At 72.7% G+C, this 16822-nt stretch carries 16 protein-coding genes and 3 tRNA genes; 10 read left to right on the forward strand and 9 right to left on the reverse strand.

What is annotated here, in order from left to right; genetic code table 11:
• Positions 1 to 7: 7 nt before the first annotated feature.
• Positions 8 to 385 carry a nuclear transport factor 2 family protein gene (locus ACH4XV_RS42350; RefSeq protein WP_395798897.1) on the reverse strand — a complete coding sequence of 126 codons (378 nt, stop codon included), beginning with the start codon at positions 383 to 385 and terminating at the stop codon, positions 8 to 10.
• Between the two features lie 210 nt (positions 386 to 595).
• On the opposite strand from ACH4XV_RS42350, the gene ACH4XV_RS42355 reads away from it, so the two are divergent.
• Entirely contained in the window at positions 596 to 3331 is a 2736-nt protein-coding gene (locus ACH4XV_RS42355; RefSeq protein WP_395798899.1) for an ATP-binding protein, read from the forward strand.
• A 12-nt stretch (positions 3332 to 3343) separates the two neighbouring features.
• Here the strand turns inward: ACH4XV_RS42355 and ACH4XV_RS42360 are convergent, their stop codons facing one another.
• Positions 3344 to 4114, reverse strand: coding sequence for a hypothetical protein (locus ACH4XV_RS42360; protein WP_395798901.1), 771 nt, complete (start codon positions 4112 to 4114; stop codon positions 3344 to 3346).
• A 144-nt stretch (positions 4115 to 4258) separates the two neighbouring features.
• On the reverse strand, positions 4259 to 4837 hold the full coding sequence (locus ACH4XV_RS42365) for a TIGR03086 family metal-binding protein (RefSeq protein ID WP_395798903.1): 579 nt from the start codon (positions 4835 to 4837) through the stop codon (positions 4259 to 4261).
• A gap of 90 nt (positions 4838 to 4927) precedes the next feature.
• On the opposite strand from ACH4XV_RS42365, the gene ACH4XV_RS42370 reads away from it, so the two are divergent.
• The gene (locus ACH4XV_RS42370) at positions 4928 to 5722 is read left to right on the forward strand and encodes a DUF6597 domain-containing transcriptional factor (protein ID WP_395798905.1); all 795 of its coding nucleotides are present in this window, start codon (positions 4928 to 4930) and stop codon (positions 5720 to 5722) included.
• 88 nt (positions 5723 to 5810) lie between these two features.
• The gene (locus ACH4XV_RS42375) at positions 5811 to 7049 is read left to right on the forward strand and encodes a DUF2786 domain-containing protein (protein WP_395798907.1); all 1239 of its coding nucleotides are present in this window, start codon (positions 5811 to 5813) and stop codon (positions 7047 to 7049) included.
• Positions 7050 to 7072: 23 nt separating this feature from the next.
• On the opposite strand, the gene ACH4XV_RS42380 is transcribed toward ACH4XV_RS42375, so the two are convergent.
• From ACH4XV_RS42380 to ACH4XV_RS42390, 3 genes are all read right to left on the reverse strand, one after another.
• Positions 7073 to 7609 (reverse strand): helix-turn-helix domain-containing protein, encoded by a 537-nt coding sequence (locus ACH4XV_RS42380; protein WP_126636560.1) that lies wholly within the window; start codon positions 7607 to 7609, stop codon positions 7073 to 7075.
• A gap of 98 nt (positions 7610 to 7707) precedes the next feature.
• Positions 7708 to 10023: a DEAD/DEAH box helicase gene (locus ACH4XV_RS42385; protein WP_395798909.1), complete on the reverse strand. Its 2316-nt coding sequence runs from the start codon at positions 10021 to 10023 to the stop codon at positions 7708 to 7710.
• Positions 10024 to 10231: 208 nt separating this feature from the next.
• Entirely contained in the window at positions 10232 to 11746 is a 1515-nt protein-coding gene (locus tag ACH4XV_RS42390; RefSeq protein ID WP_395798911.1) for a hypothetical protein, read from the reverse strand.
• Positions 11747 to 11899: 153 nt separating this feature from the next.
• On the opposite strand from ACH4XV_RS42390, the gene crcB (ACH4XV_RS42395) reads away from it, so the two are divergent.
• Together crcB (ACH4XV_RS42395) and crcB (ACH4XV_RS42400) are read left to right on the forward strand one after the other, a co-directional pair.
• Positions 11900 to 12283 carry a fluoride efflux transporter CrcB gene (gene crcB, locus ACH4XV_RS42395; RefSeq protein WP_395798913.1) on the forward strand — a complete coding sequence of 128 codons (384 nt, stop codon included), beginning with the start codon at positions 11900 to 11902 and terminating at the stop codon, positions 12281 to 12283.
• Positions 12280 to 12630 (forward strand): fluoride efflux transporter CrcB, encoded by a 351-nt coding sequence (gene crcB / locus ACH4XV_RS42400; protein WP_395798915.1) that lies wholly within the window; start codon positions 12280 to 12282, stop codon positions 12628 to 12630. Before crcB (ACH4XV_RS42395) ends, crcB (ACH4XV_RS42400) begins: the two co-directional genes overlap by 4 nt.
• 6 nt (positions 12631 to 12636) lie before the next feature.
• Here the strand turns inward: crcB (ACH4XV_RS42400) and ACH4XV_RS42405 are convergent, their stop codons facing one another.
• Positions 12637 to 12996 carry a metallopeptidase family protein gene (locus ACH4XV_RS42405; protein WP_078976134.1) on the reverse strand — a complete coding sequence of 120 codons (360 nt, stop codon included), beginning with the start codon at positions 12994 to 12996 and terminating at the stop codon, positions 12637 to 12639.
• 127 nt (positions 12997 to 13123) lie between these two features.
• On the opposite strand from ACH4XV_RS42405, the gene ACH4XV_RS42410 reads away from it, so the two are divergent.
• From ACH4XV_RS42410 to ACH4XV_RS42430, 5 genes are all read left to right on the forward strand, one after another.
• A tRNA-Glu gene (locus ACH4XV_RS42410) sits at positions 13124 to 13196 on the forward strand.
• Between the two features lie 106 nt (positions 13197 to 13302).
• Positions 13303 to 13377 (forward strand) — tRNA-Asp (locus ACH4XV_RS42415).
• A gap of 44 nt (positions 13378 to 13421) precedes the next feature.
• A tRNA-Phe gene (locus ACH4XV_RS42420) sits at positions 13422 to 13498 on the forward strand.
• Between the two features lie 176 nt (positions 13499 to 13674).
• Complete coding sequence (locus ACH4XV_RS42425) at positions 13675 to 14406, forward strand: VIT family protein (protein ID WP_395798917.1); 732 nt, start codon at positions 13675 to 13677, stop codon at positions 14404 to 14406.
• An 86-nt stretch (positions 14407 to 14492) separates the two neighbouring features.
• Positions 14493 to 14822 (forward strand): DUF6401 family natural product biosynthesis protein, encoded by a 330-nt coding sequence (locus tag ACH4XV_RS42430; protein WP_395798919.1) that lies wholly within the window; start codon positions 14493 to 14495, stop codon positions 14820 to 14822.
• A gap of 3 nt (positions 14823 to 14825) precedes the next feature.
• Here the strand turns inward: ACH4XV_RS42430 and ACH4XV_RS42435 are convergent, their stop codons facing one another.
• The gene (locus tag ACH4XV_RS42435) at positions 14826 to 15599 is read right to left on the reverse strand and encodes a hypothetical protein (RefSeq protein WP_395798921.1); all 774 of its coding nucleotides are present in this window, start codon (positions 15597 to 15599) and stop codon (positions 14826 to 14828) included.
• Positions 15600 to 16518: 919 nt separating this feature from the next.
• Complete coding sequence (gene bldC, locus ACH4XV_RS42440; protein WP_020555617.1) at positions 16519 to 16725, reverse strand: developmental transcriptional regulator BldC; 207 nt, start codon at positions 16723 to 16725, stop codon at positions 16519 to 16521.
• Positions 16726 to 16822: the final 97 nt, after the last annotated feature.

Here is a 16822-nt window from a genome sequence, read left to right on the forward strand (position 1 = left end):
CGGCGACTCACAACCCCGCCGGCACCTTGTCCAGGAAGCCGCTGACCCGCCCGATCCGGCCGTCCTCGGCGATGTGGATCACATCGAAGCCGACCACGATGGCCTCCGCGCCCGCCGGGCCGAGGTTCCACGTGAAACGCGCCAGGTCGTGGTGCCCGTCGACGGCCCCGCCCAGGGTGAAGACCAGGTTCGGGAACTGGCTCTGCACCGCGCCGAGCGTCGCGTCGATCGCGTCGTGCCCGAAGGCCGACACCAGCGGGTCGACGTACCCGGCGTCCTCCGTGTACAGCCCCTCGACCAGCTTGCGCCGGGCGGCCGGGTCGGTCTCGTTCCACACGGCGATGTAACGCTCGGCCAGGGCGGTGTAGTCGATGTTCGTGGTCATGGCGACCGTCCTTCGTGGGGTGTTCCGGGCTTCCGGCGGTTCCGGCGAGCTCCGTTGCCCATGAACCTACGGAGCCCCGAACCGACGGGAATCGGTCGCGCATAGGTACTTTGGCGCGCAGGAGTCGGTAGGTCCGTACCGGTATCGACGACCACACACCCGGACGGACGGACCGGCCACGGAACGGGTGGACATGGGGGACGCATCGGCATGTTGTACGGACGAGACGCCGAGCTGGGCACGATCAAGGAGCTGCTCGCCGCGGCAGAGGAGGGCCGCAGCGGCGTGCTCGTGCTCCGCGGCGAGCCCGGGATCGGCAAGACCGCCCTCCTGGATCGGGTGGTCGCCGACACCGACCTGCGGGTGATCCGCGGCACCGGCGTCGAATACGAGGCCGAACTTCCGTACGCCGGGCTCAGCCTGCTGCTCCGCCCCGCGCTCGGCGGCCTCGACCGGCTCCCCGACCCGCAGCGCCAGGCCCTCGAAGCCGCCTTCGGCCTGGCCGTCGGCGAGCGCTCGGAGCCGATGTTCGTCGGCCTCGCGGTGTTGTCCCTGCTCTCCGAGTACGCCGGCGACGGACCGCTCCTGTGCGTCGTCGACGACGCGCAATGGCTGGACCGCGCCTCCGCCGACGCGCTGGTGTTCGCCGCACGGCGGCTGTACGCGGAGGGGATCGCGCTGATCCTCGCCGCGCGCGACGACCGCGACGCCTTCCCCGTCCCCGGCCTGCCCGAACTGCGTCTGTCTCCGCTGCCGCCCGAGCAGGCGGGCGCGCTCCTGGACACCCACGCGGAGGATCTGAGTCCCGCCGCCCGCCACCGCGTGCTCGCCGAGGCCCGGGGCAACCCGCTCGCACTCCTCGAACTGCCCGTGTCACTGGCCGGCGAACGGGCGGGGGACACCCTGCGGCCGGGGGCGCTGCCGCTGACCAGCCGGCTGCAGATCGCCTTCCACGGCCGGGTCACCCGGCTCGACGAGCGCACCGGGATGTTGCTGCTGCTCGCCGCCTGCGACGACTCCGGTGACCTGGGCGTACTGCTGCGCGCGGGCGCCGCGTTCGGCGCGGGCGCGGCCGATCTGGCCGGCGCCGAGGAGGCGTCGCTGATCGTCGTCGACGACGACCGGCTGCGCTTTCGGCATCCGCTGATCCGCGCCGCGGTACAGCAGCGCGCGCCGATCGACCGGCGCCTGGCCGCGCACCGCGCGCTGGCCGCCGCGTTCGCCGCGCCCGACCACGCGGACCGCCGCGCCTGGCACCTGGCCGCCGCCGCGACCGGCGTGGACGAGGCGGCGGCGACCGCCCTGGAGAGCACCGGCGAGCGGGCCCGCGAGCGCAGCGGCCACCTCGCCGCCGCGCTCGCCTACGAGCGGGCCGCCCGACTGACCGAGGACGTCGCGGCGCGCACCCGGCGGCTGACCCTGGCCGCCGAGGCCGCCGCCGAGGCGGGCGAGTCGGACCGGGCCCGCACGTTCGCCGAACGGGCGCTGACCGGCGCCGCGGACGACGCCGTCCGGGCCCGGCTGCTGCACGTCCACGCGCTGGCCGACTTCTGGCAGGGGGCGTTCCCCAGCGCACACGAGCTGCTGCGCCGGGGCGCCGCGCTCGCCGCCGGATCCGACCCCGAGCGCGCGGCCCGGATGTTGCTCCAGTCCGTACACACCGCGTGGTACCTGGGCGAGGGGCAACTGCGGGAGAGCATCGACGAGTTGGCCGCACTGACGCTGCCTCCGACGGCCCCGGTGGCGCCGGTCGCCGCGTTCGTGACCGCCGCCTTCCCGGCCGACGAGCACACCACCGAGCCCCCGGCGCTCGGCGACCTGGTCCGGGTCGCCCACGACTTCGGCGGCGACGAACAGGGCGCCCTCCTGCTCGCCTGCGGCGTCGGGCTCACCCTGGGGCAGGACGTCGACGCACACGACCTCGCGACGGTGCTCGCCGCCGACAGCCGACGACACGGCGGCATCGGTCGACTGCCCACGATTTTGTTCTTCCGGGCCGAGACGGAGATCTTCGAGAGCCGGCACACCGACGCGCTGGCCACCGCGACCGAGGCGCTGCGGATCGCCCAGGACACCGGACAGCGGCAGTGGATCAGCCAGTTCGAGAGCGTGCTGGCCTATCTCGCGGGCGTCGCCGGCGACGAGGAGGCGGCACACCGGCACGCCGACGCGGCGCTGACCGGCGGCGTCGGCAGCGCGATGCCGGCCGGCGCACCCTGGTCGGCCTGGGCGCTGGGCCTGCTCGACCTGGGCCTGGGCCGCCCCGACGCGGCGCTCAACCGGCTGGAGCAGCTCACCCGCGAACCGATGCGCCACCACATCTGCGCGACCCGCTCCGTCCCCGACCTCGTCGAGGCCGCGGTGCGCGCCGGCGACCCCGATCGGGCCCGCGAGCCGCTGGACCGCTTCGAGCGCTGGGCACACCGGGCCGGCCGTCCGTGGGCCGACGCCCTGGTCCTGCGCTGCCACGCGCTGCTCGCCGGCGACGACGCGGCGGAGCGGTCCTGGCTCGCCGCGCTGGCCCGGCACGAGGGCGAGCGCCGGCCGCTGGAGCGGGCCCGGACCGCGCTGCTGTACGGGGAGTGGCTGCGCCGCATGCGCCGCAAAACCGAGGCGCGCGACCGCCTGCGCACCGCCCTGGCCGAGTTCGACCGGCTCGACGCCCGCTCCTGGGCCGATCGGGCCCGTACCGAACTGGGCGCGATCGGCGGCAGCGCCACCCCACGCGGCCCGCGACCCGCCGGCGTACTCGCCCTGCTCACCCCGCAGGAACTACAGATCACCCGGCTCGCCGCCCAAGGCCTGTCCAACCGCGACATCGCCGCCCAGCTGTTCCTGAGCCCGCGCACGGTCGGACACCACCTGTACAAGGCCTATCCCAAGCTCGGCATCGTCTCCCGCACCGAACTGACCACGATCCCGGAGCTGACCACCTCGACCGGCTGAGCCGGCCGAACCTCAACCACCCACCCGCATCCGGCGCGGCCATCCCGCCACCACCTCGCGCAGCGCCGGATGCTCGGCCCCACCGCCGGCGCCGATGTGCTCGTACACCCCGCGCAACACCTCCGCGCCGCCGGCCGCCCACAACTCCTCGGCCGCCCGGGTCAACCGGAAGTGGAACCATGCGAAGTTGACCGCGCCGTGCTCGAACGAACGCTCCATGTCCGCGAGTTCGCGCAGCGGGGCGACCTCGACCGGCAGGTCGTCCACGGTCGAGGTGAAGGCCCGCAGGATCGGCAGCAGATCCGGCTCGACCTCGTGCGCGTAGCCCACCATGGCCAGATTCGCGTGCAGCTCGGCAATCCACATGCCGGGATACGCCGGCCAGACCTGGTCCTGGAACAGGTGGGTCAACTCGTGCACCGCCACCAGGTCGAAGTACGGCCGCAAACCGAGCGGTTCCCCGTACACCTCGCGCAGCCGCCGCACCGTGCCGGCGCCCAGGTGCGGCCGCAGCCCCGCGTACAGGTGCGCCCCGAACCAGCCGTCGTCGGCGGCCACCCGCAGGTGGTCCCCGCTCCCCTGCGGCGTCCCGTACAGCGGCACCGTCGCCACCGCTTCCCAGTCGTCCGCGTCCGCCACCGACAACCGCACGCGCGCCGCGAACCCGAGTCGCTCGCCCAACCACGCCGCGGCCCGGTCGACACGCCCGGCCACGAACGCGGCCCGCCGCTCCGCTCCCGGGCTGTGCCGGACCGTACTCGCGAAGCCGTCGAGTGTCGCCATCGTTGCCACGCATACCTCCGGAAGGGATCGGCGGCCACCATAGGCACAGCCGATCCGCCCCCGCGCGGATTCCCGACGCCGCGACGATTCCGCCCGGTCACCGGCGGAATCGAGCCGACCCGCCTCCGCCCGCCCGGCCCAGGGTCAGGGCGTCCAGCGCGGATCCCGCCCCGAGGCGGCCAGCGCCCGCTCGAACGCGCTCGCGTCCGCGAAGCCCGCCACCTCCTCGGCGAAGCCCGCATACTCCCGGTACATCGGCGCGTACTTCGCCACGACGGCCTCGATCCCCTCGCCCAGCCCGGTGGACGCCCGGTAGTCCTGCCCGGTCGCCCGGGCCACGTCCCAGCCGTGCAGGACCAGCTCCGCGAGCAACATCGCGGCGATCTCCGGCGCGGGCATCGTGCCGCCCCCGCCGAAGTCGATCTCGCCCTCCCACACCGCCGGATCGGCCCAGGCCGCCACGCCCCGCCCCAGCTGCGCGGCGTACGCGTCGGCCCAGTCCGGCTCGGCGACGAAGTCGCGCGCGACCAGGTCCTCGGGCAACTCCCGACGCAGCGCCCGATGCTCCAGGCCGTGCGAGGTGTACACCACCCAGTGGTTGATCAGCGCGCGCAGGTCGTAGTCGGTACACGGCGTCGGTCCGGCGGCGGGCGCCGGGCCGACACCGTGCGCGATCCGGTCGGCTTCGGCGGCTGCTTCGACGAACAGGTGGTGAATATTCATGGAAATGACGCTATGGCCCGCTCCCGTGACCGGTCTTGAACATACGCGACAGCCCGCGCCGATGTCACCGGCGCCGGCTACCGTGGCCGGATGAGGCTTCCCTATCGCCCTCGCGGAGTGCTGCGCGCCGACGGCGCGGCCGGCCATCGGGTGAGCCTCTACGAGCCGGCCGCCGACCTGGCGCCGTTCGTCGAGCACCACTGGATCGTGCACTGGGACCTGCGCGGGCGGGCGCCCGTCCGGCAGAAGGTGCTCTCGCACCCCAACGTGCACGTGGTCTTCGAGCAGCCGTTCCCGGCCGTCTACGGCGTGGTGCGCGACATCTTCGAGCGGGAGCTGAGCGGGGTCGGCCACGTGTTCGGGATCAAGTTCCGCGCGGGCGGTTTCCGGCCGGTCCTGGGCGCCCCCGTGGCCACGCTGACCGATCGGGTGGTGCCCGCGGTCGACCTGTTCGGCCCGACGGTCGTGGCCGCCGGCGAGCGGGTGCTGGGTGCCGCCGCCGAACCGGAGCGGGTCGCCCTCGCCGAGACCTGGCTGCGCGGCGCGCTGCCGGCGGCCGAGCCCGATCCCGCGGTGGCCGAGACCGCCGCGATCGTCGCGCGGATCACCACCGCCCCGAACCTGTTCCGGGTCGACGACCTGGCCGAGGAGGTCGGCGTCCCGGTCCGCCGGCTCCAGCGGCTGTTCGCCGAATACGTCGGGGTCGGCCCCAAGTGGGTGCTCCGCCGGGCCCGGCTCCAAGAGGTCGCCGAGCGGGCCGAACACGGCGCCGGCATCGACTGGGCGGCGCTCGCGGCCGACCTGGGCTACGCCGACCAGGCGCACCTGACCCGCGATTTCACCGCCGCCGTCGGCACCGCGCCGAGCCGCTACGCCCGCGCCTGAGCGCCCGCCCGCAGCCGTGAACGCAGCCGTGAACGGGGCCACACACGGGCCCGGCTCGTCCGCGCGCCGCAAATGCAATCCTTGACGAGTGTCCTCCACGCTCGTCGAAACCCAATTCCATGCCGTCCTGAGCGCGTCCGACGACGCCCTGGCGGACGCGATCGACCTCGGCGCCTCGCTGCTCGCGGCCTCCGCCGCCGACTGGCCCGACGTCTCGCGCGCGGTGCTCGCGCTGTACGAGCGCACCGCCGATGGCTGCCGCCGCCGCGGCTGGGAACCCGCCGACGTGGTCCGCGCGGTCACCCGCGACCTGGGCGAGCGACACGCCCCGATCGCCGCCGACCTGGTCGCCGCTCAGGCCCGGGGCTACGCGGGCACCGGCCGCCGCTGGACCGCCCAGGTGCGCGAGCTGAACGCGAGCACCCCGTGGTGGAGCGCCGACGACGCCTACCTCACCGAATTGGGCGCCCGCGAGGGCCTGGACCGCTTCGGCACCGCCGCGCGCGTGCTCGAACTGCTCCGCTCGATCGCCCGGCTGCCCGCCATCGAACCGCTCACCGCCGCGACCTTCCGGGAACCGGAACGGATCCGCCCGGCGACCGGCGAGGAGCGCCAACTCGGCCGCGTACGCGCCCTGTTGGCGAAGGCCGAGTCGACCGAATACCCGGAGGAGGCCGAGGCCCTCACGGCCAAGGCCCAGGAGTTGATGACCCGGCACCGGATCGACGAGGCACTGCTCGGCGTCGGCGCGGACGCGGCACACACCCCCGGCGCCTGCCGGATCGGTGTGGACAACCCGTACGAGGGCGCCAAGGCCCTGCTGCTCGACGCGGTCGCCGACGCCAACGGATGCCAGGCGATCTGGTCCAGCGCGCTGGGCTTTTCCACCGTCGTCGGCTTCGACTCCGACCTGGACGCGGTCGAGTTGTTGTACACCTCGCTCCTGGTCCAGGCCACCGCCGCGATGAACCGGGCCGGCTCGCACCTGCACGACTCCGGCCGGGCCCGGCGCACCAAGACCTTCCGCCAGTCGTTCCTGATCGCCTACGCCGACCGGATCCGCGAACGGCTCACCGCCGCCGAGGAGGAGGCCGTCGCGGACGCGAACGCGGCCTCCGACAACCGGCTGCTCCCGGCGCTGGCCGCCCGCGAGGTCGCGGTCAAGGAGAGCACGGAGCGCATGTTCCCCACCCGCACCACACACCGGCTGCGCGGCCGGGACGCCGACGGCTGGCGGCACGGCAAGGCCGCCGCCGACCGGGCCGACCTCGGCACCCGCGACCGCCTGGAACGCGGCGACCGCGCCGGCGAGCCGAGCCGAGGCTAGACAGCGCGGAACGGACGGCCCCGCTACCAGGGCCCGCGCTGCGCCGGCACCGTCGACGCGCGGGCCCCGCATCGCCCCTCGGCCACCGCCCGATGCGCCTGACGCGGCGTCATGCCCGGTCCGGTCAACGGCTCGACGTCCTCCAGGTGGAGCGGGTCGCCGCATACCGAACAGACCACCTCGGCCTGCGCCTCGTGCCCCTCCGAGCCGCCGTGCCGATAGACCACGGGCGGCCCGTCCTCGTCGGCCAGCCAGGTGTCGCCCCACCGGCCGATCGCCACGAGCACGGGAAAGAAGTCGCGCCCCTTGGCGGTCAGCACGTACTCGTGCCGGGGTCGCCGTTCCTCGTAGGGCACCCGATCGAGCAGACCCTCCTCGACGAGCAGATTCAGCCGCTGGGCGAGCACGTTGCGGCCGATGCCCAGATTCTCCTGAAGATCCTCGAACCGCCGGACCCCGTAGGAGGCTTCGCGCAACACGAGCGGCGTCCATCCGTCGCCGAACAACTCGAGGACGCGGGCGATGGAGCACGGCCAGGTTCCGAACGAGGTCCGCTTCATGCCGCCACATTACTGAGCGGGGCGGGATCGATACGCGATCGATCCCGCCCCGCTCGGTGGTTTGACTACAGCACGATTACCGTGCGATTACACAGCGCTTACGCGTCACGCTTCCAACGCGGCTTGCGGTCGCCCGTACCGCCGGCCGGACGGTCGTAGTGCCCGTCCCGACGCGGCGCGCGGTCGTGCGAACGCTCGCCCGAGCCCGAGCCGTACGACGGACGGTCGCCGTAGGACGGCCGGTCGTTGCCGTAGGTCGGCCGGTCGCCACGCGGGGCGCGGTCGCTGCCGTACGCGGGCCGGTCGGTGCGCGGCGCACGGTCGCCGTACGACGGGCGGTCGCCGCGGTAGCCACCCTCGCGCCGGTCGCCGCCGCCGTAGGACGGACGGTCACCGGTACGCGGAGCCCGGTCCCCGTACGAAGGACGGTCGCCACGCGGGGCGCGGTCGCCGTAGGACGGACGCTCGCCACCACGCGCGGAACGGTCGCCGCCGTACGACGGACGGTCGTTGTACGCGGGCCGGTCGCCACGGGGGCCGCGGTCGCCCTGCGGACGGTCACCCTGCGGACGGTCGCCGCGGTAGCCGCCCTCGCGCCGGTCGCCGCCGTAGGACGGACGGTCGCCGGTACGCGGACCCCGGTCGCCATAGGACGGACGGTCGCCACGCGGCGCACCACCACGACGGTCGCCGCCGCGGTCGCCGTACGACGGACGGTCGCCGCGGTCCCCGCGGTAGCCACCCTCGCGCCGGTCCCCGCGGTCACCACGATCCCCGCGGTCACCGCGGTCGCGGTCCGGGCGCTCGTAGCGCTCGGTGCGCATCGGGACGTCGCCGTTCTTGGCCGCCTCGGCCAGCTCGGCCGCCTTGCGGCGCAGCTCGGCGGCCTCGGCCTTGAGCTCGACGATGCGAACCGCGAGCCGCTCCGCCTCGGCCTCGGCCTCGACCGCGGCGTCCGCCACGGACTGCGCCTTGACCTCGGACAGCGTGCGCGCGCCGGTCAGCTTGCGCATCTCCGGGTCGTTGGAGCCCTGCACCCGAAGGCGGGTCGGCTCGACGCCGGCGTCCTCCATCAGGCGGTCCACCGTACGGCGCTGGTGCGGCAGGGCGAGGGTGACCACCGCACCGGCCTCGCCGGCGCGCGCGGTACGACCCGCGCGGTGCAGGTAGTCCTTCGAGTCGGCGGCCGGGTCCACGTGCAGGACCAGGTCGATGCCGTCGACGTGGATGCCGCGGGCGGCGACGTCGGTGGCGACCAGGACCGGCGTGCGGCCCTCCTTGTACTCGGCCAGGGTGCGGGTACGCGCTCCCTGGGTCATACCGCCGTGCAGCGCCTCGGCGCGGACACCGGCCTCGCGCAGCTGCTGTGCGACGCGGTCGGCGCCGAACTTGGTCCGCACGAAGATCATCGTGCGCCCGCGACGGGCCGCGATGGCCGCCGTGACGTACGTCTTGTCCTTCGGCTGCACCACGAGCACGTGGTGCGACATGGTGGTGACCGAGGACGCGTGCGGGTCCACCGAGTGGGTGACCGGGTTGTCCAGGTACTTGCGGACGATCGCGTCCACGCCCTTGTCCAGCGTGGCGGAGAACAACATCCGCTGACCGCCGGCCGGGATCAGGTCGAGCAGCGCGGTGACCTCGGGCAGGAAGCCCATGTCCGCCATCTGGTCGGCCTCGTCGAGGATGGTGATCTCGACGTTGTCCAGCACGGCCGAACCGCGGTCGACCAGGTCCTGGAGGCGACCGGGGGTGGCCACCAGGATCTCGACGCCGCGCTCGAGCGCGAAGATCTGCTTCGGCATCGACATGCCGCCGGTGACGGTCTTCATCCGCAGGTCGAGGATGCGACCGTACGGCTCCAGCGCGTCGTGCACCTGCATCGCGAGTTCACGCGTCGGGGTGAGGATCAGCGCGAGGGGGCGCCGGGCGCGGGCCTTGCGACCGGAGAGCCGGGTGAGCATCGGCAGGCCGAAGCCCAGCGTCTTGCCGGAGCCGGTACGACCGCGGCCGAGGATGTCCTTGCCGGCCATCGCGTCCGGCAGCGTCGCGGCCTGGATCGGGAACGGGTGGGTCACGCCGCGGCGCGCGAGCGCCTCCACGACGTCCTTGTGCAGACCGAACTCGGCGAAGCTGGGGCCGGTCGGCTCGGGCTTCTCATCGGCCTGAACCTCGACGTCGGCCTCGGTCTCGGCCCGCTCGTCGGCCTCTTCGTCGTCCTCGACGCCCGCCTCGGCGTCGGCGTCGGTGTCCTCGTCGGCGTCCGCCGCGGACACGGTGTCGTCGTCGTTCGCGACGACCTCGTCGGCAATCTCGATGGCGATCTCGGTGATCTCCGAAGCGACCTCGGTCACCTCGGCTGCCTGCGCATCCGCCACACCCTCCTGCACCTCGGCACCTTCGGTACCGGGCATGGGCGTGGCAGTGTCATTGGCATAGGGGGGCATGCAAAACCTTCCGGATGCGGCCCGTCTCGAAGGTCCGCAGCCGAAATGTGGTCGCACGAGAAAGCGACACTTCTGCGGAGCACCAGAACGAGCCTACGAGGCGCCGCGACTCATGGCGGCGCCTGGATATGGGCAAAGCGATTCACCAGCGTACCCGATCACTGCGCGTTTACGCCTATCGGGTGCGTTCGTACTCCACCCTCAGACGTGCGTCCTCGTGCACCACGAGCAGCCTCGGGCGCTGCCACGACCAGTGCTCGGGGAGCAGGAACAGCGTCCCCGGGGCATGCCGCAACAAGCGCAGTCCGGTGTAGCGGTAACGATAGGAAGCGCCGGTTTCTTCCTCGACCGCGATCCCGTCCCCGGACCGCATCCGCAGATCCTGCACCGAGTAGAGCACCACCCCGGTCCGCCGCGGCAGTTGGTGCGCGAAGGCCCGACCGTCGTCCCGCCCCGACACCTTCGCGTACGACCCCGACACCCAGAACAGACACAGCACCACGACCGCGACGGTGAGCAGCGACGGCAGCGACCACGGCCGCCCGCGCGTGGCGGAACCGCGCCGGTGCGCGCCGATCCGACGCGAGAGCAGCACCCCGTACGCGCAGATCGACAGCCCGACCGCGAGCGCCCCGGGCAGCAGCAGCGGCGCCCAGCGCGGATCCCGCACCGGCCACCGGTGTGCGGCGAGCAGAACCGCACCCGGCACCACGAACCACGCGCAGCGCAGCAAACGAATGCACCACCCGGCGATCCGCCGGTGCCGGCGCAGCCACACCAGCAGCCGGGGGTGCGCCATCCGCGCGGCGAGCATCCCGCCGGTGAGCACGAGCAGCGGCCGGTACAGGGCGCGCAGACCGTCCGCCGGATACTCCCGGGCCGGCGTGCCCAGCACGCTCTCGTCGAACCCGAGGTAGTCGGACCGGGCCACGGCACGGGTCCAGCCGAAGTAGTACAGCAGGCCCGCGAGGATCAGCGCGGGCACCACGAAGAAGGTCGCGAACTCCCAACCGGCGCCGGTCGATCGTTCCTCGGGCAGCCCGCGCGCGACCTCGGTGCGGGCGGTCTCGGCAACCCGTCGACCCCGGTGCGCGGACCGGTGCCGCCGCGCGGTCCGCCGCCGCGTCGCCACGGCCTCGTGCTCGACGCGGGGCGCGCTCGGGATCACATCGGGTTCGCCGAACCACTCGGCGAGCATCGACATCGGCTCGCCGTGGGAGACCTCCGCCACCTCCGCCACCTCGGCCGTGAGGTTGCCGTCGGTGCGGAAGAGGGCGAAGTCCCCCGCCGGGTCGCCGATTCGGTCCGGGTGCGGGACCCGGGGGACCGCATGCCCGACGGTCCCCGCGTCCCGCGCCCCCGGTTCCGCGGTCGGGTCCGACCCGAACTCCTCGGCGTCGCCGGGGGCCGGGCCGGGCCGGTCGCGCGGCGGCTCCGGACTCCCCCACGCCTCGCCGGCGACCGGTTCGTACGGGTGTGCGCTCGGTACCGGACGCCGGGCGCCGCGAGCGCGCGGCACGGCCGGCCGGCCCGCGTGCTCCGGCTCGGCCCCGGGCGTCCCGGAGTCGCGCGCGGCATCGGCCGACCGTCGATCGGGCTCGCCCACCCGGGTCAACGATCCGGTTCCGGGAAACTCGGGCTCGTCGTCGGCGAAGTCCGTCATCGGCCCGATGTCCCCCTGCGTGGTCACCGGGTCAGCATGGCCAGGGACCAACTCCCGCTCCAATTCCGGGACACCGCCCGTCACCCATTCGGCGGCGGCGCGTGATGGCACACCGGGAGCGTGCGCGATCCGCCGACGGCAACCGCGGCCGGGGGATCCAGCGCGCGCTAGCGTGGCCGGGTGCCCTCGTTCCGACTCCTCGCCGTGATCTCGCTCGGCGGCGCCATCGGCGCGTTGGGCCGCTGGGGCATCGCGCAGGCGATGCCGCACTCGGGGACCGCGTTCCCCTGGGCGACGCTGATCACCAACGTGCTCGGCTGCCTGCTGATGGGCGTCCTGATGGGCGTGACCCCACCCGACCCGCTGCTGCGCCCGTTCCTGGGCACCGGCGTACTGGGCGGCTTCACCACGTTCTCCACGTTCGCGGTCGAGACGCGCGCCCTGCTCGCGGGCCACGCGTGGCTCGACGCCTGGCTCTACGCGGCCGGCAGCGTGCTGCTCGGCGCGATCGCGGTCCACCTCGGCCTGGCCGCCGTGCACCGCTCGCGGGGGGCGGCCGGATGATCCCGCTGATGGTGGTCCTCGGCGCCCTGATCGGCGCCCCCGCCCGCTACCTGACCGACCGATACGTCTCCACGCGGTGGAAGTCGGCCTTCCCGTGGGGGGTGCTCACGGTGAACGTGGTCGGCTCGCTGATCCTGGGCATCGTCACCGGCCTCGCCCCCGGGGAGCGGGTGGTCACCCTCGTCGGCACCGGCTTCTGCGGCACGCTCACCACGTTCAGCACGTTCGCCTACGCGACGGTGGAACTGCACACTCTGGGCCAACGCCTGCTCGCCGCCCTGTACGTACTCCTGAGCGTCACCCTCGGCCTGACCGCCGCAGCCCTCGGCTACGCCCTGGCCCACTGACCCGCCTCAGCCGTACCCGTGCTCGTGCAACCACGCGTCCCCGATCCCGAAGTGATGCGCCACCTCGTGCACGACGGTCACCTCGACTTCCTCGACGACGTGTTCGTACGTCTCGCAGATCCGCAGGATCGGGTTGCGGTAGACGGTGATCCGGTCCGGCAGCACCCCGGCGTACCAGTCCCCGCGCTCGGTCAGCGGGATGCCCTCGTACAGACCGAGCAGGTTGGTCCCGTGCTCCCCGGCGGGGTCGGGCTCGTCCTCGACGAAGATCGCCACGTTGTCCATGAGCTTGGTCAACTCGGGCGGGATCCGGTCCAGGGCCTCGGCCACCAGTTCCTCGAACTCCTCGCGCGACATCTCCAACACCCCCTCATTCTGCGGCCTCCACCCCCGCCCCGCGGGGCCTCGGTTATCCGCTTTGCAAGCGCCGGCGAAAACCCCGTATAGTTCGGGACGTCCCCGACGGCAACAAGACGCCGGACACGGCCAACAAGCCCCCATCGTCTAGTGGCCTAGGACGTCGCCCTTTCAAGGCGGTAGCACGGGTTCGAATCCCGTTGGGGGCACGCACCAACCCCCTCGGGGGGCCGCAACAAGCCGGACAGCCAGTGCGGTAAGGTTCAACACGAAACACCGCGAGGGAAACCCGGGAAACCGGGAAGAGATCGCAGAGGTCCTGTGGAGCAGTTTGGAGTGCTCGTCACCCTGTCAAGGTGAAGGCCGCGGGTTCAAATCCCGTCAGGACCGCAAGATGGAAGATCGGGGCGCCGAAAGGCGCCCTGATCCATCGAGGCCAGGTAGCTCAGTTGGTACGAGCGTCCGACTGAAAATCGGAAGGTCGGCGGTTCGACCCCGCCCCTGGCCACCAGGCTCATACAGCCACAACGCCCCAAGCGACCAGTTCGCCAGGGGCGTTTTTTGCGTTGCCGGATGGTGCGCTCCCGGGTCGCGTTCGGCGCCGGTGGTTGGGCCGCCCGGGTTCGGGGTGCGGATTCCGGTCGTGTCCGGGCGCTTCGGGGGCGGGCGGATCGTGATACTTCGGACATGAGTGCCGCTGACGGGTTCGGGCGGGCGTTGCCCACGCACGCTCCACACGACGAGGGCATGGGTACCCGGCTGAACTGGTTGCGGGCGGCGGTGCTCGGGGCCAACGACGGGATCGTCTCCACCGCCGGTCTCGTGGTCGGGGTGGCCGGAGCCACCGACGAACGGGCGCAGTTGCTCACCGCGGGGCTGGCCGGGCTGCTCGCCGGGTCGTTGTCGATGGCCGCGGGCGAATACGTCTCGGTGAGCACCCAGCGCGACGCGGAGCGGGCCGCGCTGGTCCAGGAGCGCCGCGAGCTGAGCGACGAACCCGAGGCCGAGCTCGACGAGTTGACCGGGCTCTACGAGCAGCAGGGGCTCACCCGAGCGCTGGCGCGCGAGGTGGCCGAACAGCTCACCGAGCACGACGCGCTCGCCGCGCACGCCCAGGTCGAGCTGAAGATCGATCCGGACGAGCTGACCAACCCGTGGCACGCGGCCGGCGCCAGCTTCCTGGCCTTCACCGTCGGCGCGTTGTTGCCGCTGCTCGCGATGGTGTTGCCGCCCGCCTCGCTCCGGCTGCCGATCACGGTGGCCGCGGTGCTCGCCGCGCTGGTCCTGTGCGGCTGGAGCGGCGCCCGCCTCGGCGGCGCCCCACCGGCCCGCGGGATCGTCCGCACCACCGCCGGCGGGGCCCTGGCGATGGCGGTCACCTACGCCGTGGGCAGCCTGCTCGGCGCCGGCGGAGTCTGACCGGGATCCCGACGCCGGATCCCTGATGTCTGCTTCGCCACAAAAAGCTGCGGATTGATGCCGAAAAATATGTTTAAAGTGGAGCCATGAGCCAACTCTTCGACGCCGAGCCGCCCCGTTGCCCCCTCGCGGGGGTCGTGGACGCGTACCTGCCCCGGCTCGCGGAGTTCGCCTTCGAGCCGGGGCTGGTCGCCGCCGTGGACCAGCACGCCGCGGCGGTGCGCACCTCGCTGGCCGCCGACGGCGCGGGGTTGATCCCGCGTCAGCTGCGCCGCGAGGACCTCGCCGACTATGTGCTGGGGTTCACCGACGTACTGGCCGAAACCGACTGGCGCGAGCCGGTCGGCTACGACTTCGCCGCGTTGCGCCTGACCGCCGTGTGCTGGCTGGTCCGCGAACACGACCTGCTGGGCTGAGCGTCACCGGCGTTCCTCGCGCGTCTGCGCGGGCTGCCCGGCGATCGCATCGCCCCGGCCCCGCTGGTACGCGTTGACGCTGGCCCGCGCGTTGACCGTCTCGCGCTCGGCCACATCCAGCCAGCGGTCCCACCGCTGCCGCATGGGCTGGACCAGGCCGCCGCCGACACCCACGATCAGGATGCCCGCGATGGTGGCGAGCACCGCGGTGAGCACCGGCCCGGTGATCGCCCCGGCGATGCCGGCCTGGCCGAGCGCGGCGATCACGCCGAGCGTCACGATGAACGCCCAGGCGATGGTGCCCATCGTCCTGCCGTAGGAGACCCCGCCGAGGGCCGAGCGCACGATGTCGCGCACCGCGCCGGCAATCGCCATCGTGATGACCACGATCACCAGCGCCACGATGCCGCGCGGGATCCACAACACGATGGTCCGGAGCATGTCGCTGATCGGGTTCGGTCCGAACACCCCGAAGCCCAATTGCAGCGTCATCAGCAGGATCGCGTAGTAGACGACCTTGGCGATGATTCCGGTGGCGTCGTATTTGGACCCCTCCAGGGTCTTGGCCACCCCGCCGCGTTCGGCCACCTTCTCGAAGCCGACCTTGCGCAGCACCCGGTCGAGGACTCGCGCGATCACCTTCGCGACGATCCAGCCGATCACCAGGATCACGAGGAACGCGATCAGCTTCGGTACGAACGTCGCGAAGGAGGACCACGCGTCCGTGAACCCCTTGCTGAAGTCGACCGACAGCGCAAGATTCTGATTCTGTGTCATGGCGTCCCTCTTCACTGAGGTCACTGAGGTTTTCGCGCGTCACAGTGGTCACGCGCCCTCCCTCAAGTGGTAACACCGGGTACACAGGCCCGCACGCGGAGCATCGCCCACCTACGCCACAGTGATGATCGGGCCGATCCCGGCCGCATCGCCCCCGGCGCGCGCGTCGGACCCGGCCGGCCGAGAGTGCTCGCACACAGTCACGAAGGCCGGCGTCGCGGCACGATCCGGATCTTCGCCCGAAACCGCAGATGATCACTCAGCGTGTTCGCTTGCCGATTTCCGCCCCGGCCCGTCGAATCCGTCCCGATCGCCTCGTGCGCCCCGCCCGCGAAGCCCGATCCGGACCGGCTCCCCCGACCCCGCGAAGACCGGCCCGACCAGCGGACGCCACACCTCTCACCACGGCATCGAGCCCGGCCCGGACGGCCTCGACCCCCGCCCCTGGACCCCGAGCCGAGACGCCCGCTCGCGCCGGCCCGGCGGGCACCTCACCACCGTGCCGAAGTGGTCCCGGCCGGCAGAGGTTCGAACCATTGGCGCGAGTCGCCGAGACAGCCTCCGCGAGGGCCGGTGTGACCAAGGTCACTGTTTCGACCGCCGATCGTTTTCATCGACGGCCGGAAATCATCCGTGCATTCTATGTGATATTTTACTGGACATCGTCGTGATTCCCCCGCGAAAGCGCCGCCTCGGGGCACCGTCGGCACCCCGACCGCCCCGGGCCCGACCTCGGCGGAAGCGCCCGGCCGACCTCGCGACACGGTCGCACCGCGACCGCGACCGGCCCGAGCGCACACGGCGGAGGGCAGGCTCCCGACGGACCTTCAGGCGCGGGTACGGGCACACAAAAGAGTGCTGCACCGGACCCGGCGGGATCCGGTGCAGCACTCAGGGGAAAAGCTTTTCGACGCAGCCCTCAGGCTTCGCTGCGCTGCTGCGGAATGCCCGCGAGCAGGGCGCGGACCTCCACCTCGCGGTAGCGACGGTGTCCGCCGAGCGTGCGGATCGACGTGAGCTTGCCGGCCTTGGCCCAGCGCGTCACCGTCTTGGGGTCGACGCGGAACATGCTGGCAACCTCGGCCGGCGTCAGCAGCGGCTCGGCATCAGGCGTACGAGCGGTCATGAGCGGCCTCCTCGGGAGAACCGAACCAACACGGTTCTTTCTTCAAATTCTGCACCTTGACCCACGATGTCCTAAATAGTTCACGAGGGCCAAGTCG

Origin of the sequence: Embleya sp. NPDC020630 (assembly GCF_044334985.1) — a bacterium.
Lineage (GTDB): Bacteria > Actinomycetota > Actinomycetes > Streptomycetales > Streptomycetaceae > Embleya.